The organism is Nocardiopsis sp. CNT312 (assembly GCF_000515115.1).
In the GTDB taxonomy this organism is placed as follows: domain Bacteria; phylum Actinomycetota; class Actinomycetes; order Streptosporangiales; family Streptosporangiaceae; genus Nocardiopsis.
In genome coordinates this window covers 31,931-58,016 of sequence record NZ_AZXF01000032.1, presented here as the reverse complement: position 1 = coordinate 58,016, position 26,086 = coordinate 31,931, and the positions used below count along the sequence as shown (strand labels likewise).

General features: G+C 71.5%; 20 protein-coding genes, 1 CRISPR repeat array and 1 riboswitch. Of the genes, 13 read left to right on the top strand and 7 right to left on the bottom strand.

Annotated features, from left to right (window positions below; translation table 11 throughout):
- A partial coding sequence (locus B042_RS0115060) for a transposase (RefSeq protein ID WP_028649008.1) occupies nt 1-260 on the top strand: 260 nt, incomplete at its 5' end.
- 72 nt (nt 261-332) lie between these two features.
- A CRISPR array of direct repeats spans nt 333-666; the repeat unit is 29 nt; unit sequence GGGTCCATCCCCGCGTGCGCGGGGAGCAG.
- Between the two features lie 1,177 nt (nt 667-1,843).
- Here B042_RS0115060 and B042_RS0115055 read toward each other — a convergent pair.
- Nucleotides 1,844-2,566 carry a glycerophosphodiester phosphodiesterase gene (locus B042_RS0115055; RefSeq protein ID WP_028649007.1) on the bottom strand — a complete coding sequence of 241 codons (723 nt, stop codon included), beginning with the start codon at nt 2,564-2,566 and terminating at the stop codon, nt 1,844-1,846.
- A 233-nt stretch (nt 2,567-2,799) separates the two neighbouring features.
- Between B042_RS0115055 and B042_RS0115050 the strand changes: the two genes are divergently transcribed.
- On the top strand, nt 2,800-3,570 hold the full coding sequence (locus B042_RS0115050) for a DeoR/GlpR family DNA-binding transcription regulator (RefSeq protein ID WP_028649006.1): 771 nt from the start codon (nt 2,800-2,802) through the stop codon (nt 3,568-3,570).
- A gap of 21 nt (nt 3,571-3,591) precedes the next feature.
- Here the strand turns inward: B042_RS0115050 and B042_RS0115045 are convergent, their stop codons facing one another.
- Together B042_RS0115045 and B042_RS0115040 are read right to left on the bottom strand one after the other, a co-directional pair.
- On the bottom strand, nt 3,592-4,005 hold the full coding sequence (locus tag B042_RS0115045) for a VOC family protein (protein ID WP_028649005.1): 414 nt from the start codon (nt 4,003-4,005) through the stop codon (nt 3,592-3,594).
- A gap of 197 nt (nt 4,006-4,202) precedes the next feature.
- Nucleotides 4,203-4,658: an Lrp/AsnC family transcriptional regulator gene (locus B042_RS0115040; RefSeq protein WP_028649004.1), complete on the bottom strand. Its 456-nt coding sequence runs from the start codon at nt 4,656-4,658 to the stop codon at nt 4,203-4,205.
- Between the two features lie 181 nt (nt 4,659-4,839).
- Here B042_RS0115040 and B042_RS0115035 point away from each other — a divergent pair, with 181 nt between their 5' ends.
- From B042_RS0115035 to B042_RS0115000, 8 genes are all read left to right on the top strand, one after another.
- Nucleotides 4,840-5,748 (top strand): tryptophan 2,3-dioxygenase, encoded by a 909-nt coding sequence (locus B042_RS0115035; RefSeq protein ID WP_028649003.1) that lies wholly within the window; start codon nt 4,840-4,842, stop codon nt 5,746-5,748.
- Between the two features lie 32 nt (nt 5,749-5,780).
- Nucleotides 5,781-7,019: a kynureninase gene (kynU, locus tag B042_RS0115030; protein ID WP_028649002.1), complete on the top strand. Its 1,239-nt coding sequence runs from the start codon at nt 5,781-5,783 to the stop codon at nt 7,017-7,019.
- 591 nt (nt 7,020-7,610) lie between these two features.
- Nucleotides 7,611-8,492 (top strand): hypothetical protein, encoded by an 882-nt coding sequence (locus B042_RS0115025; RefSeq protein ID WP_028649001.1) that lies wholly within the window; start codon nt 7,611-7,613, stop codon nt 8,490-8,492.
- 187 nt (nt 8,493-8,679) lie between these two features.
- Complete coding sequence (locus B042_RS0115020; RefSeq protein ID WP_028649000.1) at nt 8,680-9,474, top strand: PhzF family phenazine biosynthesis protein; 795 nt, start codon at nt 8,680-8,682, stop codon at nt 9,472-9,474.
- Between the two features lie 40 nt (nt 9,475-9,514).
- Nucleotides 9,515-9,943 (top strand): hypothetical protein, encoded by a 429-nt coding sequence (locus B042_RS0115015; protein WP_028648999.1) that lies wholly within the window; start codon nt 9,515-9,517, stop codon nt 9,941-9,943.
- Nucleotides 9,944-10,263: 320 nt separating this feature from the next.
- A complete protein-coding gene (locus B042_RS0115010; protein ID WP_028648998.1) occupies nt 10,264-12,012 on the top strand; it encodes an ABC-ATPase domain-containing protein in 1,749 nt (582 codons plus the stop codon).
- A 171-nt stretch (nt 12,013-12,183) separates the two neighbouring features.
- Nucleotides 12,184-13,110, top strand: a complete 927-nt coding sequence (locus B042_RS0115005) for a proteasome assembly chaperone family protein (RefSeq protein WP_028648997.1) — start codon at nt 12,184-12,186, stop codon at nt 13,108-13,110.
- Nucleotides 13,107-14,255, top strand: a complete 1,149-nt coding sequence (locus tag B042_RS0115000) for a quinone-dependent dihydroorotate dehydrogenase (protein ID WP_028648996.1) — start codon at nt 13,107-13,109, stop codon at nt 14,253-14,255. The genes B042_RS0115005 and B042_RS0115000 overlap by 4 nt, the downstream gene beginning before the upstream one ends.
- A gap of 10 nt (nt 14,256-14,265) precedes the next feature.
- On the opposite strand, the gene B042_RS0114995 is transcribed toward B042_RS0115000, so the two are convergent.
- Both B042_RS0114995 and B042_RS0114990 read right to left on the bottom strand, forming a co-directional pair.
- Entirely contained in the window at nt 14,266-15,720 is a 1,455-nt protein-coding gene (locus B042_RS0114995; protein ID WP_051415714.1) for a polysaccharide deacetylase family protein, read from the bottom strand.
- 251 nt (nt 15,721-15,971) lie between these two features.
- Complete coding sequence (locus B042_RS0114990; RefSeq protein ID WP_036555193.1) at nt 15,972-17,510, bottom strand: polysaccharide deacetylase family protein; 1,539 nt, start codon at nt 17,508-17,510, stop codon at nt 15,972-15,974.
- Nucleotides 17,511-17,734: 224 nt separating this feature from the next.
- Nucleotides 17,735-17,979: riboswitch (cobalamin riboswitch) on the top strand.
- 138 nt (nt 17,980-18,117) lie between these two features.
- Between B042_RS0114990 and metE the strand changes: the two genes are divergently transcribed.
- The gene (gene metE / locus B042_RS0114985; protein ID WP_028648993.1) at nt 18,118-20,391 is read left to right on the top strand and encodes a 5-methyltetrahydropteroyltriglutamate--homocysteine S-methyltransferase; all 2,274 of its coding nucleotides are present in this window, start codon (nt 18,118-18,120) and stop codon (nt 20,389-20,391) included.
- 103 nt (nt 20,392-20,494) lie between these two features.
- Here the strand turns inward: metE and B042_RS0114980 are convergent, their stop codons facing one another.
- Together B042_RS0114980 and B042_RS0114975 are read right to left on the bottom strand one after the other, a co-directional pair.
- A complete protein-coding gene (locus B042_RS0114980; protein WP_028648992.1) occupies nt 20,495-21,544 on the bottom strand; it encodes a hypothetical protein in 1,050 nt (349 codons plus the stop codon).
- 458 nt (nt 21,545-22,002) lie between these two features.
- A complete protein-coding gene (locus tag B042_RS0114975) occupies nt 22,003-23,061 on the bottom strand; it encodes a hypothetical protein (RefSeq protein WP_028648991.1) in 1,059 nt (352 codons plus the stop codon).
- A 501-nt stretch (nt 23,062-23,562) separates the two neighbouring features.
- Here B042_RS0114975 and B042_RS0114970 point away from each other — a divergent pair.
- Nucleotides 23,563-24,960 (top strand): GH1 family beta-glucosidase, encoded by a 1,398-nt coding sequence (locus B042_RS0114970; protein WP_028648990.1) that lies wholly within the window; start codon nt 23,563-23,565, stop codon nt 24,958-24,960.
- 91 nt (nt 24,961-25,051) lie between these two features.
- Nucleotides 25,052-26,086 (top strand): LacI family DNA-binding transcriptional regulator, encoded by a 1,035-nt coding sequence (locus tag B042_RS0114965; protein WP_028648989.1) that lies wholly within the window; start codon nt 25,052-25,054, stop codon nt 26,084-26,086.

Genomic DNA, 26,086 nt, shown 5'->3' with positions numbered 1-26,086 from the left:
ACCGGCACACCAGCGCGGACATGCGGCGCCGCGTCGCAGAGCGGGAGTGGCTGGCCGTCGAGCAGTTGCCTGGTTACGCCCCCGACCTGAACCCGGTCGAGGGGGTGTGGTCGGCGATGCGCAGCGGTCTGGCCAACCTGGTCCCCGGCGGTATCGACCAGCTCGCCGCCCTGATCCGTGCCCGGCTCAGACCCATGCAGTACCGCCCCGAGTTGCTCGAGGGGTGTCTTGCCGGGACCGGGTTGTCCTTGGAGCCGTAACACCACGAATTAAAGCTCAGTAATGAGAAGCTCGGGCCACGCGCCCGAGCTTCTTACTGCCACAGGCCTTGCTTCTCTATCCCCGCGTGCGCGGGGAGCAGCGCGCTGGGGTTGGGGTCGAGGGCTAGTTGTAGGGTCCATCCCCGCGTGCGCGGGGAGCAGCTCGGCGGCGGCCATGAGAGTGAGGATGCACTGGGTCCATCCCCGCGTGCGCGGGGAGCAGGACTCCCCCCCTCGGCTCCGTTTCGGCGCTCCGGGTCCATCCCCGCGTGCGCGGGGAGCAGACGGTGGAGGAGGCCGCCCAGCAGATGGCGCGGGGTCCATCCCCGCGTGCGCGGGGAGCAGAGGTTGAGGGACTGGATCTGCGACCACTGCTCGGGTCCATCCCCGCGTGCGCGGGGAGCAGTCTTCCTGACCAGCAATTTTATCCGAGTGAACCCCTCGAATCTGCAAGTTGTTCAGAAACGGACATTTCGCGCACCCTTGCCTGCCAGGCTGCTTCGCTCGAATCGGCCACCAATGGCGGCTACTGCGGAGGCTACACGGAGTCTGCGGAGGCTGCCAGGAGGCTGGAGTCTTCGCTTAGCCTCCGCCCCGTTTCCGCACGTCAGCCGTTGTTCGCCCGCGACTGCGGAGGCTGCGGAGGCTCCTTCTCCTAACTCTCTAAAGAAAGAAGACGTACAGGAGCCCCCCGAATGGCTAGCCATGGGGGGCACCTTGTCAGGGGAGAGGGCGGGCGAACGCTTCCCTGGTCTGAGAGAGGGCTCCGCGAGGCACTTCATCGCGCCCCCACGGGGAATACACGTTGAAGTTTTCGCGCCCACTGACGGGGGTGGGGGAGGAGCGCAGGTCAGGCCGCATGCGCTGATGTGAGGGTGTGTGGACTCATAATCCCTGGGTCGCGGGTTCGAGTCCTGCCCGGCCTACCTCCTTCACCTGCGGCGACGCTACTCCGCAGGGTTCGGGGGCCCGGTTGTGAAACCCCGTTCGAAACCCTGGGCGCTGCAAGTCCTCGCGAACACAACGGACCCGATTCCACCCCGTTCGCCTGTTCTGTGTATTTTTGCACGATTGTTCGGCTCGTGTCGGAAAAGGTTGCGTTGTGTCCGGCCTTGTGCGAGCTGTCGGAGTGGTGGCCGCCACGCCGTCGGGGCGTGTGCCCTCCTCGGTGCGGGCAGCCCGGGTGGTGGTGGGCCACCAGGTTGACGAAGACGGTGCCGAGGTCGGCGGGGTCCGTTCCGGTCTCGGAGGCGATCCAGCGGGTCAGGGCAGACATCGTCGCACCGTGTTCGGCGAACGGGCCTGCCGCGCAGTCCAGGGCAGGGCCCGCCGTCCGGAGCCCGTGAGGGGAGGTCTCGGCCGTCATGAGTTTTTTTCGTCGTTCGGAAGGACCGCTGGGGGCTGGGCGGCGTGCGGCTGATTCTGAGTAGGCCCTTTCCGAGGATATCCCGGAGGGGAGTGGAAAGGTGCCGAACGGAGAATTCACGGCGACGTTTCGACGGTTCTCGTCGATGGAGGGGACGGCCTCCCGGGAGCGGTGGTGCGCCCGCTGCGGTGGAACCGGGATCAGTGCTGATGGGAGTTCACGCCGACTCCGCCGCCTGAGGGATGTCGCCGCGGTCGCGTGAGGACAGCGACACCAGGTCCTCGACCCGCTCCGTGGCGAGTGCATCGATCCCCATTCCGACCTGTCGCGCCATTTCCGGAAACTCGTTGACTCCCCACGCCGCGACGAGATACCCAAAACGATGGATCTCCCCGATTCGTTCCCTGTTCAGCAGTGTGTGCTGAATACGGAGGTAGGTCGGCCGCAGTGTGCGTGCGACGTCCTCCGGGGGCAGACCCGGCTGGTCCCAGGACAGCATCGTCCCGGCCTCCTCACCCCGGGTGCGCAGCGCCCCGAGGACCTCCGCGGAACCGGTGAAGGGCACGCGTCCGGCCAGCCCGCGCTCGTGCAGCAGGGACTCCGCGGCCAGAGCGGCCTCGGCGGCGGGGGCGTGGATCAGCAGGGGCGGCACGGTGCCCGGACGGAACTCGGCCAGCACCTCCATGAGCGTGGGTACGCGCTGTTCCACGTTGTCGCGCGCGGCGGCCAGTTCGGCCAGGGACAGTTCACGGACGGGCCGGGGCGGCGCACCCGGGGAGGGGCTGACCTGTTCGGGTGCCAGGACCGGGTAGCCGTCCGCACTCAAGTGGACGTCGACCTTGACCAGGTCCGCTCCGGCGCGCAAGGCTGATCGCAGGGCCGGGAGGGTGTTTCCCGGTGCCTGGGCGGTGTCTGCGCTCATAGCAATGGACAACGTCATGGTGCAAGGGTCGCAAAGACGGGCACCGTACGTGGGGCAAACAGGGAAAACATCGGCTTCGTCCTCCGGGCGAGGAGCATCTGCGTCGGCGTCTGGGGGGCGTCCGCACCGTGATGGGAGCCGTCTCACGCCGCGGGGACGCTGTTGCGCCCCCTCCACGATGGGAAACTTTGTGACATGGCACCGTGGAAGCACGGTGCCCCTGTGGTTGGCCCCTGAGCGTGAGGCGAATGATGATTCCGGATCAGCGACGAGAGCACATCCTGAAGCTCCTCCAGGAGCGTCACGTGTTGAGCATCAACGAGCTCACGTCCATGCTGTCCGTCTCGCACATGACGATCCGGCGCGACATCCAGGCCCTGGAGAACGACGGAAAGGTCCTGTCGGTCACCGGCGGAGTGCGCCTGGCCGCCCGGCTCAAGAGCGAGCCCTCCTACTTGGCCAAGGCCCAGTTGGAGGTGCCCGCCAAGCGTGCCATCGCCCGGGCCGCGGCCGAACTGGTCCGGGAGAACTTCACCATCTACCTGGACGCGGGGACGACCACCCTCCAGATGGTCCCGATGCTCACCGACAAGGTCGGCCTCACCGTGATCACCAGCGACTTCAACGTCGTGGGCCACCTGATGGAGTACCCGGGGATCGAGCTGATCCACACCGGTGGAGTGGTGTCCCACTCCGACCACTCCTCGGTCGGCCAGTACACGGCCGACTTCCTGCGCAAGGTCAACGTCGACCTCGCCTTCATCGCGAGCAGCTCCTGGGACGCCGACCGCGGTTCGACGACCCCCTCCGAGGCGAAGGTGATCCACAAACAGGAACTGCTGAGGATCGCCTCGAAGAGCGTCCTGACCGTCGACAGCACCAAGTACGGCAAGTTCGGCACGTTCAGGGTGGCGCGACTGGAGGAGTTCGACCTCATCGTCACCGACGACCGGCTCCCGCGTTCGGCGGTCGAGGAGCTCGCCGAGCGCGACGTGCGGCTGCGGACGGTGGAGAGCGAGTGAGGAAGGCGCCGCCCGGGCCCTTCAGGACTCGGTGTCGTCCAGTTCGGCCGGGACGAACAGCGCCAGTTCGGTGCCGTCGGGGTCGAAGAACACCAGCGTGGAGCCGTCGACGTCGTGGCTGGTGGGTACGTGCTCCACGTCCAGGTCGGTGAAGCGGTCCTCCCAGGCCTCCAGTTCGCCCAGGTTGCCCACCTGGAGGACGAGCTGGTCCAGGCCGCAGCGGCGGTGGTCGAACCGGCCCTTGAAGTTGTCCCGGTGCTGCACCAGGTCCAGTAGGAAGCCGCAGGAGTGGCGGCACTCGGTGCGCATGGTCCCGTGGTCGTCCTCGGTGCGCCGCAGCTTCTTGAAGCCCAGGACCGAACGGTAGAACCGTACGCTCTCGTCGAGGTCGCGGACGGAGAGCGTGACGCGTGCGAGACCGCTGATGGACGGCACGTTGACCTCCCTTTTGCGTCGTGGGGACCCGGGTTTCATGGTGGCCAGTAGTTCGAGCACGGTTCCCGAGCCTAGGGCCGATTGACCAGTAGCAGGACCTGCCTTAACGCGTGCTTAACACCCGATGTTCCCAGGTCGCTCGACGGTCTTCCCCGAGTCTCGATGGGGTCTCGTCCACCTCACGGTCCGTGGGTGTGTCATGGGGTCACCCGACGCCACGGGACGGGGCTGGAGAGCACCATGGTGCTGGAGGGGCGGCCGTGCTCGGCCAACCGGTCGATGACCTCCTCGAAGTGCTCCATGGAGCGCACCGCGATGAACAGGACGCAGCAGGCGTCGCCGGTCACGCGGTGCACCTGGAGGATCTCCGGTGCCTCCAAGGCCAGGGGCTCGCGGAGTAGGCAGTGCGGCCCGAAACACTCCATCCGCACCAGGGCCGTCACGGGAAGGCCGGCGGCGGCCGGGTCCACGTGGGCGTGGTAGCCGGAGATCACGCCCCGGTCCGTGAGGCGCCGGACGCGGTCGGCCACCGCTGGGGCCGACAGGTTCACCTTGCGGGACAGCGCGTTGAAGGACAGTCGCCCGTCCGCTTGGAGCTCGGACAGGATGCGCAGGTCGACGCTGTCCAGCGGGACGCCCGCCTGTGGAGCCATGCTTTGCACTCCCAAAGTCGATGAGCGGATTTTTCTTCTCTATGTTAACTCGATGACCGATATGCGTGCTCATTGAATCTTCCGAAGCGGCCCCCTCCCGTTCGATCATGGTCTGCGCCCGCGGGGCCCGTCCGCGACGGCGCTTCCGCGGCCGAACGCACAGCACCGACGAGGGGTTCCCATGTATTCCGCGACCGTCCCGCAGTGTCCGTTCTCCCCGGAGGACACCGCGGCGGAGGAGGCCCGGACACCGGCCGCCGCACCGGAGGAGGCGGCAGGGGGAACTCCGACGCTCTCCTTCGACCGTGTCACTCCCTACGTCGGCTACGCCGGGATCGACACCCTCCTGAGCCTCAAGCGGACGCGCACCGACGAACCCGCCGAGTCCGCGTTCATCCTCGCCACCCAGGTGATGGAGTTGCTCTTCTCCCTGGTCGCGGAACGCTGGGAGGGGGCCCGTGACGCCCTGGAGGCCGACGATGTCCCCGGCGCCCTCGCCTGGCTGCGCCGCGCCCACGACGCCCAGGACGTGCTCAACGACTCCTGGAAGCTGCTCGCCGACATGACACCGAACGAGTTCGCGCGCTTTCGCGGAGCCTTCGGCGAGGCCTCCGGCTTCCAGTCCTACGGCTACCGCAAGCTGGAGTTCCTCCTCGGCCACAAGTCCGCGGCGATGATCCGTCCGCACAGGGCCATGGGCGGGGTCGCCGACGAACTCACCGCCCTCCTGGAACGGCCGAGCCTGTACGACGCTGCGCTGCGCCTCCTCCACCGCAGGGGCCTCCCGGTGCCCGGGGACAGGGTCGAGCGCGACTGGAGGGGCGACTACGAGCCCAGCGCCGGGGTCGAACGCGCCTGGGAGGGGGTCTACGCCGACGACAGTCCCGGCCACGACCTGTTCCTCCTGGCCGAGGCGCTGCTCGACGTCGCCGAGCGCACGGCCGAGTGGCGTCGCCGCCACCTTGTCGCCGTCAAGCGCGTCCTGGGGGCCAAGCGTGGCAGCGGCGGCTCCAGCGGCCTGGCCTGGCTCGCCCGCAACGCCGAACGGGACGCCTTTCCCGAACTGTGGAGCCTGCGCTCCGCACTCTGACCACGACAGCACCGCCAGAAAGCAGGAACCGCATGCCACCCGCCACCCGCGAGGAGTGTGCCGCCCTCGACGCCGCCGACCCCCTCGCCCCCTTCCGTGAGGAGTTCGTCCTTCCCGAGGGGGTGGTCTACCTGGACGGCAACTCGCTGGGGGCGCTGCCGAGGTCCACCCCGGGCAGGGTCGCCCGCATGGTCGAACACGAGTGGGGCCAGGGGCTGGTCACGAGCTGGAACGGCGCGGGGTGGTGGGACAAGCCGCGCACCCTGGGTGCCGGGGTCGCGCCCTTGGTGGGCGCCGGGGCAGACGAGGTGGTCGTCGGCGACGGCACCTCGGCCAACCTGTTCAAGGTCCTGGTCGCGGCGCTGGGTATGTCCGACCGCTCGGTCGTCCTGGGAGAGGCGGGCAACTTCCCCACCGACCTGTACGTCGCCGAGGGTGCGGCCGCGCTCACCGGGGCCGTGCAGCGCCGGGTGGACCCCGACGGACCGGACCTGGCCGAGGCGCTGGCGCGTGGGGACGCGGCCGTCCTCCTGCTGAGCCACGTCGACTACCGGAGCGGCACACTGCGCGACATGGCGGGGATCACCCGTCTGGCCCACGAGCACGGGACTCTGGTGGTCTGGGACCTGTGCCACAGCGCTGGCGCCGTGCCGGTCGCCCTCTCCGCGAGCGGGGCCGACTTCGCCGTGGGCTGCACGTACAAGTACCTGAACGCCGGGCCCGGTGCCCCGTCCTTCCTCTACGCCGCGAAACGGCACCACGCCGCCGCGCACCAGCCGCTGAGCGGCTGGCACGGGCACGCCCGCCCCTTCGACTTCACCCCCGAATACGAGCCTTCGCCGGGGGTGTCGCGCTTCCTGAGCGGGTCGCAGCCCCTCGTGGCCGCCGCCGCTCTGGAGGCGAGCCTGGACGTGTGGGCCCGGGCCGACCTGGGTCTGGTGCGGGCCAAGAGCCTGGCGATGACCGACCTGTTCCTGCACAGGGCCGCCGAGGCGGGCCTGGCCTCGCTCACACCCCCCGAGCACGAGAGGCGGGGCAGCCAGGTCGCCTTGCTGGAGCCGGAGCGGGGCGCGGGCTACCCGATCGTCCGGGCGCTGATCGAGCACGGTGTGATCGGCGACTTCCGGGCCCCCGACGTCATGCGGTTCGGTTTCACTCCGCTGTACCTGCGCTACGTGGACGTGTACGATGCCGCGTCCGCGCTGGTGGAGGTGGTGCGGACCGGCGAGTGGCGCCGGGGGCGCTTCGCAGTGCGCGACCGGGTGACCTGACCGACACGCCTTGACCTTCCGGTGGCTCGGCGGGGTGTTTCCGCCGGGGCGCCCTTGTGCCGCGGCCCCTCGTCCGAACGTCCTGCCCTCGCGGGCGGGGCGGCTGCCAGAGGTGTGGCGCGTGGTGCGGGGGCGGTCTCCCCGCCCGGTCCGACGCCCGGGGTCTCCTGCCGAGGCGGCGTTGGCACGTGCACCGAGGGCACGGGGGAGACATGCCACAGGGTTATCGGTCAACTGCGAAGTGTCATTTTACGGTTGATGGCTCGCCAATGTGATTAAACGTGGACTAGTGTCGTTCGTGATCGGTTCGTTATTAAACATTGACGAATCGGTGCCGAGCCCTTGGATGGCCGAGTGCCGCAAGGGAGCCGAGACCTTCTCTCGGGACGCTCGGCGCGCGACCGCGCGCCCGTCCCGGCGGAGTGCCGGTGCCACCGGCGCCCTCCCGCCCCATCCGATGCCGCCGCCTGCGGCGCGGGTGATCCATGTCATGACTTGTGGTCACACTGTGCACGTCCACCGTGCCCGTGGGGGCTTGTGCGTCATGCCAGCGGTCTTCTCGGCCCTGTCGCCTACCTGGCTATTTCTTACATGAGCAACGAGACTCCGATTCAGTACGGCAAGGTCACCGCCACCTACTTCTGGGACGACGGTTCCGGCATCAACGGGGACACCGGCGCCCCCGCGAGCGGAGAGCCCATGCAGAAGGGCCTGTTCTCCAGCCCGAGCTGGCCGCTGGGTACCGAGGGCTACATCGTCTACGAGGGCGAGGAGTACGAGTTCTTCATCGGCGACCGCGGCCCGGGCGTCCCCTCCTACGACTGCGACGTACTGCTCGACATCGACGGCAAGACCTTCGCCGACATGATGGGGGAGAGCTTCAACGAGACCACGCTCACCGTGAGCGGCGGCAACGGCCACGCCGACGTCGAGTACTACATCACCGAGTGGGGCGACGGCCACGGGACCCCGGGCGCCCCCCATCCCTTCCAGCAGCCCGGCACCTCCTGCGACAGCGCGGTCTCGCCGATCCCCGAGCAGGCCGCGGCCGAACCCGAGCCCGCCGCGGCGGAGCCCGTCGAGGAGGCCTCCCCCTCCGAGGAGCCCGCCGAGGACACCGAGCCCGCCGAGGACACCGAGCAGGAGGACTCCGCCGAGACGGCCGCCGCGGCCGAAGGCTCCGACGGGTCCGGGACGAGTGCGGAGACCGCGGCGACCGACCTCTCCGGTGCCGAGCTCACCGGATCCGACCACGCTCTGGGCGCGACGGCCCTGCTGACCCTGGCGCTGATCCCGGCGGTGCTGATCGCCCTGTTCTTCGTCTGGTCCCGCCGCAGCCCCGCAGGTGCGCACGCCGGCGCGGCCGAGAACGGCAAGGGTCTGTTGGGCAGGAGCACCGGTGGTCACGGCCTTGCCTCCCTGTACGAGCGCAGCGGCCTCAACGCGATGGTGGAGAAGCTGCGCCGCAAGTAGGCCGGAGCGGCCCCGGGCCCGCTCACCGGGGAGGCGTTCCATGCGCGGGGCCGTGGTCGGTGACCGACCACGGCCCCGACGCGTGTCCCGCCCCCCCGGGCGTGCCGCCTCCGGCGGACTGGCGTTCGGTGCCACTTTGTGGGACTGGTCCTTTCGTGGGCCGCAGCGGTCTTCCACCATGGTCCGCATGACCGAGTACCGCGTCGTCGACGCCTTCACCGACCGCCCGCTGGCGGGCAACCCCGCCGCCGTCCTCGTCCTGGACGGTCCCCGTCCCAACGCGTGGGCGCAAGGCGTGGCCGCCGAGTTCAACCTGTCGGAGACGGCATTCGTGCACCCGGTCGAGGACCCCGGCGCCGACTTCGCGCTGCGCTGGTTCACCCCGGCGGTCGAGGTCGACCTGTGCGGGCACGCCACCCTCGCCGCCTCCCACGCCCTCACCGAACTGGGTGTCCCCGGTCCCCACCGCTTCGCCACCCGCAGCGGGGTGCTCACTGTCACCACCGACGGCGAGCGGCTCTGGCTGGACTTCCCCGCCAACCCGCCCGAAACCGGTGAGAGCCCCGACGGCCTCGTCGAGGCGCTCGGCGCCGAGCCGCTGTACGTGGGGCGGGCTGCGACCGGCGACCTCCTGGTCGAGGTCGCCGACGAGGCCGCCGTCCGGGGGCTCTCCCCGGACCTGGCCGCGCTGAAGGCCCTGCCCGCCCGCGGGATCATCGCCACCGCCCGCGGAGAGGCGCACGACCTCGTCTCCCGGTTCTTCGCCCCCGCCGTCGGGGTCCCCGAGGACCCCGTGACCGGAAGCGCCCACACCGTGCTCGCCCCGTTCTGGGCCGAGCGCCTGGGCCGCACCGGGCTCACCGCCCGCCAGGTGTCCGAGCGCGGCGGCGACCTGCTGCTGCGGCTTCCGGAGGGGGCGCCCGGCCGGGTCCTCATCGGCGGCACGGCGGTCACCGTGGCCCACGGGACCCTGCGGCTCTAGGGTGTCGTTTCGGACCGTCGCCGACACAGGGAGCCAGAGCATGGACGAGCAGTGGGAGACCAGGGAACGCGTCATCCGGGCCCGACAGGAACTGGAGGCCTCCCACACCGGGTGGCGACGGCCCGCGGCCTACGCGGTCGGTGTCGAAAGGGACGGCGTGACCGGGTTCGGGCTGACCAACGCGGGAGGCAACCACCTGCCCGCCGTCGTTCTGGCGCGGGTCCTGGGACACACCTGCGGCACCGCGACCTACCCCATGACACTGGACCAGCTGGACGAGGCGATCGCCGGACTGGCCCCGGCCGAGGCCTGCCCGGACTTCGACCACCCGAACCTGCACCACTGGCGGGAGCTGCGTGCCGAGGTGGCGGAGCGGGGCGGCCGACCGGTCGCGGTGTTCGTCGGCGACCTCGGCGACGACCCCGCCGGTCCGCACGACGCCGTCCTTCGCGCCGCGCTGAAGGGCTGAGACGGCCGACCAGCGGAAGCCGGATCACCCGGGATCGAGGTTTCCCCCGCAAAGGGAGCCGACTTCCGGTAGAAAAGAACGCGAGGCGCCTTCCCCACCCCTCCCGGGAAGGCGGGAACCCGCGGTGCGACCCGGAATGCCCCCTTGATCCCGGAGCGCATCACGGACACCTCACAGGGGCCGCCCTGGTACCGCCACCGGGGCGGCCCCCTCTCCGCCCGGGGGTCGGCCCGCCGTCCCTCCCGGGCCGTCGTCGGGGGCGGAGCCAACGCCCTACCCTGGCGGGGACACCCACCACGAGGCATAGGGGGAAGCACACGATGGCGGGACGCTACGGGGGCGGCCAAGGGCGTCGACACGGCGGTGGCGGCGGTCGTGGGGGCCGCAGGCCCGAACCCGAACCGATCCGCGGCGTGCGCGACGACGCCCGGCTGTCGTCGGAACTGCTGGCGATGGACGGCGGCTCCTACGGCCGCTACAAGTCGCTCAAGGGCGACTGGGACTTCGGTGACTTCACCCTCACCGTCCAGCACGCGCAGTCCGACCCCTTCGCGCCGCCCTCGCGCGTGCGCGTGCTCGTCCGCGACGCGGGCATCCCCGAGAGCGCCTGGGCCGACCCCGTGCGCCGCCGTGCCACCGCCGACTACCTCGGCCGCAGGGCCCGACGCCTCCTCAAGGGGTCCCTGCTCAAGATCGACACCGGCGGGCAGGAGGTCATCGAACGCTCCTCCTGCCAGGTCACCGAGGGCGGAATCGACCTGCGGATCGGTGTCGACCTGCCCGGACGCGGTCGCCGTATCGACGGCCGCGCCGCCGAGCGCGAACTCTGCGGCACCGTCCCCGACCTCGTCGACGGCCTGGACTGGGAGGAGATCGACTCCGCCGAGGCCGTCGCCTTCGCCGACAGCGTCGCCGACACCGTCGCCCTGCGCTCCGGACTGGAGGGGCGCGGGCTGGTGGCGTTCGTCGCCGACGGGGCGGTCCTGCCCCGGCGCAGCGGCGTCAGCGACCAGCCCATGGCCGGCGGCGCCGTCCCCTTCGACTCTCCCGCGTCGCTGCGCGTGAGCGTGGACCTGCCCCACCGCGGCACTGTCACCGGCATGGGCGTGCCCGAGGGCATCACCCTCATCGTCGGCGGCGGCTTCCACGGCAAGTCCACCCTCCTCCACGCACTCGAACGGGGTGTCTACGACCACATCCCCGGCGACGGCCGCGAACTCGTCGTCACCCGCACCGACGCCGTCAAGATCCGCGCCGAGGAGGGGCGCCGGGTCGAGCGCACCGACGTCAGCCCCTTCGTCCGGGGCCTGCCCACCGGTGCCGACACCGGCGACTTCCGCACCGAGAACGCCTCCGGGTCCACCTCCCAGGCTGCCAACATCTGCGAGGCCGTCGAGATCGGCTCGCGCACGCTGCTGGTCGACGAGGACTCCACCGCCACCAACCTGATGATCCGGGACGAGCGGATGCAGGCCCTCGTCCACGGCGACCGCGAGCCCCTCGTTCCCTTCATCGACCTGGTACGGCCGTTGAGGCGCGACCACGGTGTCTCCACCGTCCTGGTCATGGGCGGCAGCGGCGACTACTTCGACGTCGCCGACCACGTGGTCATGCTCGACGCCTACCATCCGCACGACGTCACCGACCGTGCCCGGAAACTGGCGCGCGAGCGCTCCGACGCCGACTTCGCCCGGCCCCGCCCCCGGGTCGTGGACCCCGCGTCGGTGGACGACACCACCGCGCGCGGCCGAGGCAGGATCAAGCGCCGCGACATGGACGTGCTGGTGTTCGGCGAGCACGACGTCGACGTCCGCTCGGTCGAGCAGTTCGTCGACCCCGGCCAGATCACCGGGGCCGGGCTCGCCCTGCGCGCACTCGTGCGGGGAGGCCACCTGGACGGCACCCGCACCCTGTCCGAGGCCCTGGACTCCCTCGAACGGAGGCTGGCCGAGGACGGCGTCACCGTCCTCGGCACGGAGTTCGGCGGGGACTACGCCCTGCCGCGCAGGTACGAGATCGCCGCCGTACTCAACCGCCTGCGCGCCCTCAGGGTCGCCGAACTGCGCTGACGTCCGCCGTGTCCCGGGGTGACCGGCCACGTCCGATCGGCCACCCCGGGGTCGGTATTGTGGAAAACAGGGCACACCGCCCCATACGGCGCGCCGACCGGGCTTCCCCCGCAGGCCGCGCCACGCGGACGGCAGACCCGTGCGATCCCGACCCTTTGGAGACGAGACCCGGTGCGTGAACCCTCGGATCTGTACGAACTCCACCCCGGTTTCGACGACGTCACCGGTCTGGCGATGCTCGTCTGTCTGAACGGCTTCGTCGATGCCGGCCACGCAGGAAGGCAGGTGGCCTCGGAGATGTTCGACCGGCTCACCGCGGAGGAGGTCGCCACCTTCGACGCCGACCGCCTCGTGGACTACCGGTCCCGCCGCCCCCCGATGACGTTCGTCGAGAACACCTGGACCGGCTACGAGCCGCCCAAGATCGCCCTGTACCGCATGTACGACGAGGAGGACACCCCCTTCCTCGTCCTGCACGGACCCGAGCCGGACCGCGAGTGGGAGCTCTTCACCGCTGCCGTCATCGGACTGGCCGAGCGCTTCGGCGTCACCCTGTCCGTCGCCGTGCACGGCGTCCCCATGGCCGTTCCGCACACCCGCCCGGTCACCGTCACCCCCCACGCCACCCGCCCCGAGCTGGTGGCGGGCCACACCCCGTGGATCGGCAGGATCGAGGTCCCCGGTACCGCGGTGTCGCTGCTGGAGTACCGGCTGGGCGAGCGCGGTCACGACTTCATCGGCTACGCCGTCCACGTCCCCAGCTATTTGGCCCAGTCCGAGTACCCCCGGTCGGCCATCGCCGCCGCCGAGTACGTCGGCGGCGCCACCGGTCTGGCCCTGCCCACGAGCGCTCTGGAGGACACGGCCAGGGCCACCGACGTCGACATCGCCGAACAGGTGGCGGCCTCTGAGGAGGTCCAGCGCGTCGTGGCCAACCTGGAGCGCCAGTACGACGACATCATGTCCTCCAGGAACGACGGCGGGGAGCGTCCCAAGCTCCCGCTCGCCGAGGAGGAGGGCGGACTGCCCACCGCCGACGAACTCGGCGCGGAACTCGAACGCTTCCTCGCCGAACGCGAGGGTGACGGGAACGGATAAGCGTGTTCTACCAAGTGCTCTTCAGCTCGGTCCTGCGCCACATGGACGCCGAGCGAGCCCACGGAGTGAGCTTCGCCGCGCTGCGCGCCGCCGCTGCGGTACCCGGTGTCGCCGCGGGGATGGGCCGCCTGCTGGGGCCGCGCGAGCCTGAGCTGACCGTGCACGCCCTGGGCCGGGAGTTCCCCGGGCCGCTGGGCCTGGCGGCCGGGTTCGACAAGAACGCGGAGAGCCCACGCGGGCTGGCCGCGCTCGGGTTCGGGTTCGTGGAGGTGGGCACCATCACGGCCCAGCCCCAGCCCGGGAACCCGGCCCCGCGCCTGTTCCGCCTGATCGGCGACCGCGCGATCGTCAACCGCATGGGGTTCAACAACGAGGGGTCGGCCCTGGTCGCCGAGCGCCTGTACCACCAGCGCGGCACCCGCCTGCCGGTCCTGGGCGTCAACATCGGCAAGACCAAGGCGACCCCCGAGGAGGAGGCGCCCGCCGACTACGCGACCAGCGCCCTCCGCCTGGCCCCCTACGCCGACTACATGGTGGTCAACGTCAGCTCGCCCAACACCCCCGGGCTGCGCGACCTCCAGAGCGTGGAGCGGCTGCGCCCGATCCTGTCCGCCGTACGCGCCGCTCTGTCCGAGGCCGGGCACCCGGATCTGCCGCTCCTGGTGAAGATCGCCCCGGACCTGGCAGACGAGGACATCGACGCCGTCGCCGACCTCGCGCTGGCCGAGGGCCTGGACGGCCTCATCGCCACCAACACCACCATCGCGCGTGAGGGGCTGTCCGCCTCCGACGAGGAGGTGGCCGCGGCCGGTACGGGGGGCCTCTCGGGCGCCCCCCTCAAGGAACGCTCGCTGGAGGTGCTGCGCCGCCTGCGCTCCCGCGTGGGGGACCGGGTGACCCTGGTCGCGGTCGGCGGCATCGAGACCCCCGAGGACGCCTGGGCGCGTATCCGCGCCGGTGCCACACTCGTGCAGGGCTACACGGGCTTCGTCTACGGGGGGCCGGCGTGGCCCCGCCGTGTCCAGCGCGGCCTGGCCCGGCTGGTCCGCGAGGCCGGGTACACCTCCGTCGGTGCGGCGGTCGGCTCCGACGCCCCGCCCCCGGACCTGACGGTGGTGGAGGGCGGAGCCGAACAGGCCTCCTGACGCGGGCGGGTCAGGCCTTCGGCTCCCCGCTCGCGGCCTCCGGCACGTTCCGCCCCTCGGGGTAGGCCGCGCCGGTGACCGGGTCGCCGATCGCCTGGGTGGTGGTCGCGAACGTGTAGCCGTCCTCGCGCAGCAGCCCGATGAGCTCGGGGACGGCCGCCAGGGTGGCGGGCAGCGGGTCGTGCAGGAGGACGATCGCGTCCCGGTCGGCCCGGGCGGTCTGCTCCGTGACGCGCTCCACGATCTCGTTCGGGCCGATCTCCGTCCAGTCCTCGCTGTCGACGTTCCACACCACCTGGGCCATCTCCTGCGCGCCGACTTCCGCGAGCACCTCGGGCGAGCTCTGGCCGAACGGCGGCCGGAACAGCGTCACCCGGTACCCGGTCTCCCGGCTGACGATCGCGTTCACCGTCGCCACCTGCCGGGGCAGCGCGCTGACGGGCAGGTCGCGCATGTGCTCGTGCTGGTCGTTGTGGTTGGCGATCTCGTGGCCCTCGGCGTAGGCGCGCCGGATCACCGCCGGTCGGGTCAGCGCGGGGTCGCCGTTGAGGAAGAACGTTGCGACCACCCCCTCCTCGGCCAGCAGGTCGAGCAGGTGCGGGGTGGTCTCGGCGGGGCCGTCGTCGAAGGTCAGCGCTACACACCGGACGCCCTCCGCCGCGCAGTCCACGTCCTCGCCCGCGGTGATCTCCCCCGGGACGGCGGGGCGGTCGGCGTTCGGCGCGTCAGGCACCGGTACGGCGAAGTCGGGCTCCTCCAGTGCGGAGGCCGCGCGCGCCCGCTCACCCAGGTCGGACAGGAGCGGGGCCGCCTCGTCTGCGTCGACGACCACCCCGATCCGCCCCGGGGAGGCGTCCGGTGGGTGCCCTTCGCGCACCGGTGAGAGGTGCCCGTCGTCGAACTCCACCACGAGGTCGCCGTCGGCGTTGAAGCCCATCGAGTCGTAGGTGGACAGGATCGGCCACAGCGTGTCCGCTCCCGCGTGGGGATGGTCGGCCAGCGCGTCGGCGACGATCCCGTTCAGCTGCTCCAACCCCTCCCGCCCGGCGATCAGCTCGGAGGAGTAGCGGGTCAACCCCGTCTCGGCGTCGTACCAGTAGGTCGCGTACCCCTGCCGGAGCCCGTGCAGGTCCTCCACGGTGTGGACCAGGCGCACCCCCAGGACGCCGTCGCCGGCCGCCGTCACCTCCCAGTCGATGTCCAGGCTCACCGGCTCCCGGCTCCCGCCGTAGAAGTCGCCCACCCGCCGGTCCACGTGCCCGGACAGCCCTTGGGAGAACCCCTCCGCCCCCTCGAACTCGGGGTAGGCGGCGGTCACCGTCACCCCGTCGGGGACGTAGGGGTGGCCGTCGAAGTCGGCCGCGGTGCCGGTCCACTCCGAGACGGGGCCCTCGGGGGCGTCGGCCACCACCGACATCAGGTCCGCGGTGTCGGCGGTGCCGGGATCGGCGGCGCAGGAGGCCATGGGCAGCAGGAGCGCGGCGGCCGCGGCACCCGCCCACCGGGGCCCGGGCCCCCGTCTGCCCGGCGGGGCCGGTTCCCTCGGCTCGTGTGCACGGGCGGTCGTCTGACCCACCGGCGATCCCTCATCCCTTGGTCCGAACGCGTAGCGGCTGCTGGGAGCAACATAGGGGACGGTGCGGCTCCGCCTGGCCGGGTGACCGGATCCGGCCAGGCGGCCACGCGGGGGAAAGGGACGTCGGGGGCGAGACCGGCTCAGCCCGCCGCCTCCTCGCCCACCTGTGCGTCGGTTCCGGAGGCCTCTGACGGTTGCTCCGCCTCCGGGACGCCGTCGGTGTAGAGGCCGCCGGGGGTGGTGGGGCCGAGCAGTTGGGTGACGGTGACCATCGTGAACCCGCGCGCGTCCAGTTCGGAGATGATCCGCCGCGACGCCGCGATGGTCGTGGGGTGGATGTCGTGCATGAGGATGATCGCCCCGTCCGAGGCCCCTGACAGCGCGCGCTGGGTGACCAGCGAGGCGTCGCGGTCCCTCCAGTCGTGGGTGTCCACGTTCCAGATGATCTGGGACAGGCCCAGACCGCTGGTCACGGCGGTGACGCCCTCGTCGGTGGCACCGTAGGGGGGCCGCATCATGTCCATGGTGTAGCCCGTCTCGCGGTACACCAGGGCCTGCACCGCCTCCAGTTCGGAACGCGCTCCCCGCTGGCTCAGCCCGGACAGGTCGGGGTGGTTCAGCGTGTGATTGGCCATCTCGTGGCCCTCGGCGTAGGCGCGCCGCACCGTCGTCGCATGCGACATGACCGGCACCCCGGTGACAAAGAAGGTGGCGCGGGCGTCGTGCTCGGCGAGGGTGTCCAGCAGGGCGGGGGTCCCGCCGCCGGGCCCGTCGTCGTAGGTCAGCGCCACGCACTTGGTGGCGGGGTCGGAGCAGTCCACCGTGTCGTCGACCGGGGACAGCACGCCCGGAGGGGGCGTGTCCGTACCGCCTCCGGCGGTCGCGGGCGGGCTCGGCACGGAGAAGGCGTCGGCGGCGACGGTCGCCGCGTCGCGGGCGCGCAGACCCAGTTCCGACAGCAGCGGTTCGGCCAGGTCCCGTTCCACGACGGCGTGCACCCGGCCGACGCCCACGGGCGCCGCCTGGCCGTCGTCGAACTCCACGACCAGGTCGCCGGCGGGGTTGAACCCGACCGAGTCGTACACCGAGGAGATGGGGTGGATGACCGAGCCGTCCGCCTGGTCGGACACCCGTTCCAGGACGAGGCCGTTGAGGGCGGCCAGTTCCTCCTGTCCGGCGATCAGGGCGGTCGAGCCGTGCGCCAGGCCGGTGTCGGTCTCGTACCAGTAGGTGGAGCGGCGCTCCCGGCTCTCCTCGGAGTCGGTCTCGGTGGCGGTCACGCGCACCCCCAGGACATCGCCCGCGGCGGCGGTCAGCCCCCAGGAGCCCGTATAGGACCTGGCGCCGGGGTTGGCTGCCTCGAAGGCGTGCACCTCGGTGGCGAGCGTGTCCGCCAAAAACGCGGTGAAGGGGTCGGCCCCCTGGACAGCGGGGTAGGCCACCGCCACCTCGGCGCCTCCGTCGTAGGCGAGTTCGACCTCCTCGACACCGACGACGTCGGCGGGATCGACGACCGTGAGTTGGTCGGGGTCCCCGGCGGCCGGGGGTGCGCTCTCCTCCGAGGACTGTGTGGCGGTGCTCCCACCGGGAGTTGAGGGCGGCCAGGGCAGGACCGAGAAGCGGGTGGCGGCCAGGGCCAGGACGACCAGGACCGCGACGGCGCCGGCAGCTGTGGCCATGGCGGCGGCAGGGGCCTTGGCGGATGGGGATGGATTGTTCACGTCGGGGGTTCTCCACGTTCATCGGGGGGCGACGAACATCGGCGGAGGGGAGGCGGGGGCGGCCTCTCTCCGCAGCCTGTATCGGTTGTGACGCACGACGGGGGCGTGCGGTTGCGGTGCGACGACGTGTGTCGGGGACGGTCGAGCGGGGCGGCCATGACGGGCTGGCGTCGGCCCTCCCTATACTCCCAGGTGTGGAAGGTACGCGTTCCGCACTCGGGCCAGCCCGGGCGGGGCGCGTCGAAAGAGGGAATCCGGTGGGAATCCGGAGCTGCCCCGCAGCGGTATGTGGGAACGACAGTCGCCATGAGCACTGGTGGGCCGGCCGAGAGGACCGGTGACCGGGAAGCGGCGGCCGGTAGGTGACCGGACACGGGTCCGGTGGTGCCCGCGAGTCCGAAGACCTGCCTCCACCCGGCGGCCCGCCCGGGCCGCCGGTGGTCCCGCGCCCCGAGGGAGGGCCGGAGGCGGTGTCGGGCGCGCTCGCGGCGCGCTGCCGACGCGTGCCCTCCCCTGCCCTCGTCCCGGTGCCGGAACCCGGCTTTCGACGAGGGAGAGAAGCTGTATGGACACGCCACAGGCCGCCGGCGGGGGGAGCGTGCGCTCCACGGTGCACGGCTTTCCGCGGATCGGTCCGCGCCGTGAACTCAAGCGGGCGGTCGAGGCCTACTGGAAGGGCCGCAGCACCGCCACCGAACTGGACGCCGTCGCCGCCGGACTGCGCACGGACGCCTACGCCCTGTTGAAGGGAGCAGGGATCGACGACCTGCCCTCCAACACGTTCTCCTACTACGACCACGTCCTGGACACCGCGGTCATGTTCGACCTGGTGCCGCCGCGGTTCGCCTCACCGGCCTCCGCCGCCGATCGCGACGAGGAGCTGCGCCGCTACTTCGCGCTCGCACGGGGGGAGCAGGGCGCCCCGCCCCTGGAGATGACCAAGTGGTTCGACACCAACTACCACTACCTGGTCCCCGAACTGGAGCCCGGTACCCGCCCGCGCCTGGTCGGCGACAAGCCCGTCGCCGAGTTCTGTGAGGCGGCCGGGGCCGGGTACCGCACCCGTCCGGTCCTGGTCGGACCGCTCACGTTCCTGCTGCTGGCCAAGCCCGCGGACGGCGCCCCCGAGGGCTGGGAGCCGATCGAGCTGCTCGACCCGCTCCTGGACGCCTACGCCGAGCTCCTGGCCGACCTGAGGGCGGCCGGGGCCCATGAGGTGCAGATGGACGAGCCGGTCCTGGCCGCCGACGAGGGCCGGGCCGCCACCGGGCGACTGGAGCGGGCCTACCGGCGCCTGGGGGCGCTGACCGACCGTCCCTCCCTGCTGGTGTCCACCTACTTCGGATCCATCGGCGCCGACGCCCTGCGCGTCCTCAAGGACGTCCCCGTCGAGGCGGTCGGCCTGGACCTGGTGAGCGACTCCGAGGGCGTCGACGACCTCGTGAAGGTGTCCGGTCTGGGCGCTACCCGCCTAGTCGCGGGCGTCGTCGACGGCCGCAACGTGTGGCGCACCGACCTCCCCGCGGCCGCCGCCACCCTGGGCACACTGCTTGGCCTGGCCGACAAGCTGACCGTGGGCACCTCCTGCTCGCTGCTGCACGTGCCCGTGGACCTGGGCGCGGAGACGTCCCTGGACCCGGGGCTGCGCCGGGCACTGGCCTTTGCCAAGCAGAAGGCCGAGGAGGTCGCCCTGCTCGGGCGGTTGCTCTCCCAGGGGGCCGGGGTCGGAGCGCAGGACTCCGCCCCCTCGCCGTCCTTCACCGACGCCCGGGTCCGGGCGCGGCTCGACGCGCTTGGGCCGGAGGCCGCCGTGCGCCCGGGGGAGCGGGGCGTTCCGGCCGGCACCCCCCTCACCACCACGACGATCGGCTCGTTCCCCCAGACCGCCGAGCTGCGCAGGGCGCGCGCCGCCCACAGCAGGGGAGAGATGGGGAAGGAGGAGTACGAGCGGATCATGCGCGAGGAGATCGACCGCGTGATCGCCCTCCAGGAGGACATCGGCCTGGACGTGCTCGTGCACGGAGAGCCCGAGCGCAACGACATGGTCCAGTACTTCGCCGAACGGCTCGAGGGCTATGCCACCACCGAGTGCGGGTGGGTGCAGTCCTACGGTTCGCGTTGCGTGCGGCCCCCGGTCCTGTACGGGGACGTCTCCCGTCCCGAGCCGATGACGGTCGGGTGGACCACCTATGCCCAGTCGCGGACGCGCAAGCCCGTCAAGGGCATGCTGACCGGCCCGGTCACCATGCTCGCCTGGTCCTTCGTCCGTACCGACCAGCCGCTGGGCGACACCGCACGCCAGGTCGCCCTGGCCCTGCGGGACGAGATCGCCGACCTGGAGCGCGCCGGGATCCGCCACATCCAGGTGGACGAGGCGGCCCTGCGCGAGCTGCTGCCGCTGCGCGAGGAGCGGCGTCCGGCCTACATGGACTGGGCGGTGGGTTCGTTCCGCCTGGCCACCTCCGGGGTCGCGCCGACCACGACGATCCACACGCACATGTGCTACTCGGAGTTCGGGCGGATCGTCGGCGGGATCGAGGCGCTGGACGCCGACGTCACCAGTGTCGAGGCGGCCCGTTCGCGGATGGAGCTCGTGGCGGACCTAGGCCGGCGCGGCTACGCGCGCTCGGTCGGCCCCGGCGTCTACGACATCCACTCGCCGAGGGTGCCCTCGGTGGAGGAGATCGAAGAGTCCCTGCGCCTGGCGCTGGAGCACGTGGACGCCGACCGCCTGTGGGCCAACCCGGACTGCGGTCTCAAGACGCGCGGCTACGCCGAGGCCGAGCAGGCCCTGCGCAACATGGTCGAGGCGGTCCGCCGGGTCCGCGCCGACCTGTGACCGCCGCTCGCGCGGACCCCGCGGGGCCTGTGCGAGCGGACGGGCGCATACGAGGGGGCCGCGGCGCACGCGCCGCGGCCCCCTCGGGCGTTCCGGCCCCGGGTCAGGCGCTGCCGACCAGTGCCAGGGCCTCGTTGCCGGCGTTGAACATGAGGTCCTCGGTGTTGTCCGGCAGGCTCAGCTCGTCGACGGTGGCGTCGCCGAGGAGGCCGAGGAGGACCTGGTACTCGATCTGGATGTTGACGTTGGCCGTGCGGATCAGCAGGACGGCCGTGGGCACCTCGTCACCCAGGTAGTCGTAGGTGGTCAGGACGTAGTGCGCCTGGTCGCCGAGGTCGACTTCACGGTTTTCCTCGACGCCTTCGGCCAGGTAGGCCGAGTAGTCGTTGGCACCCGTGACGTACTCGAGGTTGTACTCGTAGTCGTCCTCGGCGGCCTCCAGCGAGTCGGAGGCGGAGTAGGGCACCGCGTACTCCACGCGCAGGGAGGCGTAGGAGTCCTCGGGGTTGCCCTCGGGTGCGTCGGCCAGGGAGCTGTGGCAGCTAGCGGTGCTGTCCTGGACGGACTTGTAGCCGGCTTCGGTGAGCATGAAGTCCGCGTAGACCTGGTCGGTGAGGGCGTCGCAGGGCTCGGCGGGCACGGCGTAGGGGGGCTCGCCCGTGGGAGCGGCCGTGTTCGGGTCCGGCTCGGAACCGGTGCCCGGCTCCGTCGCGGTGGTCGGCTCCTGCTCGGTGGCGGGCCCGGTCGGGGGCTGCGCGACCGGGTTGTTCTGGCCGTTGATGAAGACGGCCGCCACGACCGCGATCAGCAGGACCACGATCACCGCACCGCCGATGCCGAGGATCCAGGCGACGGCCCTGCCGCCGCTCTTGGGGGGCTGCGGCTGCGGCATGTACCCGGGGTGGTAGCCGGGGCCGTACCCGGGCTGGCCACCGGTGCCCGGGGCGCCGCCCGGGCCGTAGCCGGGGTGGCCGCCCGTGTACACCTGCTGCTCGGGGCCGGGGTGGTAGCCGGGGCCGTACCCGGGCTGGCCGCCGGTGCCCGGGTCGCCGTAGGGGGCGCCGTGAGGCGGCCCGTAGGGCGGCTGCCCTCCGGGCTCTCCGCCGCCGTGGGGGTTCTGCGGTGGCTGGTTGTAAGGTCCGTTTTCGCTCATGGCTCCCCTCGCCCGGTTTTCGCTGACCGTGTTGTCTGTGACGCGTGGGAGCGCCGGTGGGTTGCGGCTTCCCGTATCCGTGGAACCGCCGGTCCGGGCGGCGGGCACGGGAACCGCTGGGGAGGCACCGACGCCGGCGACCGGCCCGCGGGCGAGAACGAGCGATGTGGGGCGGGGGTTCCCGATGTCCTGAGGAGGCCCCCGGGGGTGGGAAGCGACCTTGCGCCGGATCCGAGGACCGTGGAGGCGTCCCCACGGGCCGGACCGGACGTGTTGCATCCTAACCGCGGGGTGTGGTCACGGGGCAGGGCACCCCCTCTCAAGTGGGCGGATCGTCATCGTATTGTGCCCCTCGGGAGGAAAACGAGGTTCTGTTCGGTGCCGCCGTGGTATCGGCGGGAGGGACCCGCGCTGCGGACCGCGGGGACACACGAGGACGCCGATCCCGGCCGGCGGGATCAGAACATCGAGATGTGCACGTGGTCGTAGTGGTTCTCGGTGAGGTTGCCCCGGTCGGCCATCGGGCGCCAGCTCGTGTCGCCCCGGCGGATGTCCCAGATCTGCTGCCGGTAGATGACGTACATGATCCCGAAGTCCTCGGCGTTCTCCCTCGCCCACTCGGCGATCGCCCACCCGCGCTGGACCTGTTCCTCGGAGGGCCACTGCCCGTTGGGGTGGAGCATGAAGTCGCAGGCGCGCCCCTTGGGGTGCTCGCCGACCACGTAGCCCCCGTAGGGGCGGTAGCAGCCCACACCGCCCACGTTCGCGCCGTCGCCGAACAGTCGCTTGACCTCGTCGCGCATCTGCCGGGTGCGCGGCGTGATGCTGTCCGGCGGCTCCATCGGCTGATAGGGGTGGTCGGCGATCAGCCGCTGCACCTCCAGCCGCTGCTCCTCCAGCTCGTCCAGGTCCTCCTCGACCTCCGCGAGCCGCTCCTCGGCGTTCTCCTGTGCGGCCTCGTCGCGTTCGAGTGTCTGGCCGAGCAAGTCGAGCAGGTCCTGGTTGGTGTTGGCGAGGTAGTCGATGATCAGGGCACGGTCGATGACGTCGTCGGGCTCGGCGTCGACGAACAGGGACATGGCGGGGTCGATCCCGCTTCCGGTGTAGGTGGCCACAGCCAGGGCGCGTACCTCGGAGCGGACCTCCTCGACCTCCTCGCGGGAGGTCTCGGCGCGCTCCTGGGCGCGTTCGGCCTCCTCCATGACGGCCTCCATGTCGCGCAGCTCCCCCTGGTAGTCCTCGGTGAGCGTGTCGACGCGTGCCCGCAGAGTGTCCATGTCCTCCGGCTCCCGGGGCAGGGCCGCCGCTCCCGCGGCGTGGGGCGAGGCCACCACCAGCGCCGCCAGGGCGGTGGCGAGGGCTCCGGCGCGGGAGCGGCGCGGGCCGCGGGCCGCGAGACCGGACAGGACGTCGCGCCAGGTCCACGCGCGGAGGTCCGGGCCCCAGAAGTCGGCGAAGGGGTCCTCCCCGGACGCGCGGGCGAGGCCGGGTTCGCTGATCGGATCTTCGGACTGCACGATGTATCGCTCCTCGAACCCGCATGCGGAGGACGCCGGGGCTGACGCTTGCCTGTCCCGGAGCGGTCCGCCGCGGCGGACGCCCGGTTCCCGCCTCCCCGCGCGCGGTCTTCCGAGAGGCGGAACGAGGGGGATCGCCACGAGTGTAGGCGGGTTCGTGCGAATGGGGAAAAGACCTCCCATATCCACCAGCGCCGAAGCCCCCAATGCGCCAAAACAGCCACCCTCAGCACAAGAGGGCCATGGATCTGGCTCGCCGGGGGCGGTTCACGGGCTGCGGTGCGGGCCGGCGGGCACCTTCGTGTCGTGCCCGCCCCCGGTCGCCACCACCGCCGACGCGTCGGTGTGCGAGGCCGGGTGGGAGAGTGCGGATACCGGCCCTGACGTTCGGTAACGTTTGGGTCTCGTCGAATGTCCTGTTCATTGACATGTTCGCAACACCTCTGTTTACGTGATGGGAGCGCTCCCAAATACCGACCACAGAAGGTGCGTGCCGACGCTGTGACCGACCAAGAACGCTTCCCCGAAGGCTTCCTCTGGGGAGCCGCCACCGCCTCGTTCCAGATCGAGGGCGCCACCACCGCCGACGGCCGTGGCCCCAGCATCTGGGACACCTTCGCCGACCTGCCCGGAACCGTCCTGGGCGGCGACACCGGTGAACCGGCCGACGACCACTACAACCGCTACCCCGAGGACATCGGGCTCATGCGCGAGCTCAACCTCGGCGCCTACCGCTTCTCCATCGCCTGGCCGCGCGTGCTCCCCCAGGGCTCGGGGGCCGTGAACCAGGCCGGAATCGACTTCTACGACCGCCTCGTCGACGCTCTCCTGGAGGCCGGGCTCCAGCCCTGGGCCACCCTCTACCACTGGGATCTGCCCCAGACGCTCCAGGAGTCCGGCGGCTGGACCGACCGCGACACCGCCGAGCACTTTCGCGACTACAGCGCGGTCGTCGCCGAAGCCCTCGGCGACCGGGTCGAGAACTGGATGACCCTCAACGAGCCCTGGTGCGCCTCCTTCCTCGGCCATTACCACGGGGTGCACGCCCCCGGTCACCGCGACTCCGTCGAGGCCCTGACCGCGGCCCACCACCTGCTGCTCGGCCACGGCCTGGCCACTCAGGCGATCCGAGCCACGGGGCACCCCTCCCGGGTCGGGATGGCCCACAACCAGGCGGTCATCCGCCCCCACGGCGCCAGCGCCGCGGACGCCCGCGCGGCCCGCCGCGCCGACGGGGTGCGCAACCGCATCTTCACCGACCCCGTCCTCAAGGGCGTCTACCCCGCTGACGTCAAGGCCGACCTGGCTGAGGTCACCGACTTCTCCTTCATCAAGGACGGGGACCTGGAGACCATTCACCAGCCGCTCGACTTCCTGGGCGTCAACTACTACACCCCCGAGTGGGTCGCGGGCTCGGCCAAGGGCCTGGACCCCGCCACGGTCAGCGGCGAGGGGAGCGCCTGGCTCGGTGCCGACCCCGAGGAGGTGCACGTCTCCCAGGGCCTGCCTGTCACTCACATGGGCTGGGAGATCGACCCGACCGGTCTGTTCGACGTACTCCAGCGCCTGGCGGGGGAGAGCGGCGGCATCGACCTCTATGTCACCGAGAACGGGTGCGCCTTCGAGGACTCCGTCGCCGACGACGGCGGTGTCCACGACCCCGACCGGATCGACTACTACGAGAGCCACCTGCGGGCCGCCCTGGAAGCCGTGCGCGCCGGTATCCCGCTTCGCGGCTACTTCGCCTGGTCCCTGTTGGACAATTTCGAGTGGGCGTGGGGATACTCCCGCCGGTTCGGCCTCATCCACGTCGACTACGAGACCCAGAAGCGCGTGGTCAAGGACAGCGGCAAATGGTACGCGCAGTTGGCGCAGACCAGCCGGTTCCCCAACCGGTAGAACTTGAGTCACAGGGGCGGGGCGCCGCGGTGCCCCGCCCCGCGCGTGCAGGGCCCGGCAGGGCCGAACGAGCTCATGCGAGGAGCAGCAGGTGGCCAGGAACGGTGACGGTCGGCGGCGTCCGACTCTGGAGATGGTGGCGCAGCGCGCCGGGGTCGGACGCGGTACCGTCTCCCGGGTGATCAACGGGTCCGAGCAGGTGAGCCCACGGACCCGCGAGGCCGTGCGCAACGCGATCGCCGAACTGGGCTACAGCCCCAACCAGGCCGCGCGCACCCTGGTGACCCGGCGCACGGACACGGTGGCGCTGGTGATCTCCGAGCACCGGGACCGCCTGTTCACCGACCCCTACTTCGCCGACATCGTGCACGGGGTCAGCTCGGTCCTTTACGAGCGTGACCTGCAACTGCTGCTCACTACGGCCAGGACCGAGGCCGAGCACCGCCGGACCGGCGACTACCTCAGCGGTTCCCACGTCGACGGCGCGCTGCTGGTCTCCCTCCACCGCGACGACCCCCTGCCTCAGCGCCTGGAGGAGGCCGGGGTCCCGGTGGTGCACGGCGGCCAGCCGCACGCCACGGCCCGGCCCGCCCGCTACGTCGTCGACGTCGACAACGTCGGTGGGGGCCGCACGGCCACCCGTTACCTCGTCGGATCGGGGCGGCGGCGCGTGGCCACCATCAGCGGCCCCCAGGACATGAGCGCCGGCGTGGACCGACTGGCCGGGTACCGCCTGGAACTCGAAGAGGCCGGGATCGCCCCCGACGACGGGCTCATCGTGGAGGGCGACTTCAGTGTCGAGGGCGGTGCCCGGGCGATGGAGCGCATGCTCGATGCCGGGCAGCGGCCCGGCGCCGTCTTCGCCGCTTCCGACATGATGGCGGTGGGGGCCCTGCGCGTCCTGCGCGAACGCGGCCTGCGGGTGCCCGAGGACGTCGCCGTGGTCGGCTTCGACGACACGCCCATGGCCCAGCACAGCGACCCCCCGCTGACCACAGTGCGCCAGCCCGTCGAACGGATGGGGCGGGAGATGGCGCGGCTGCTTGTGGAGGTGGCGATCCCCGGTGTCCGGGAGTCGCAGTCCGTCGTCCTCGACACCCGCATGGTGGTCCGCGAGTCCGCCTGA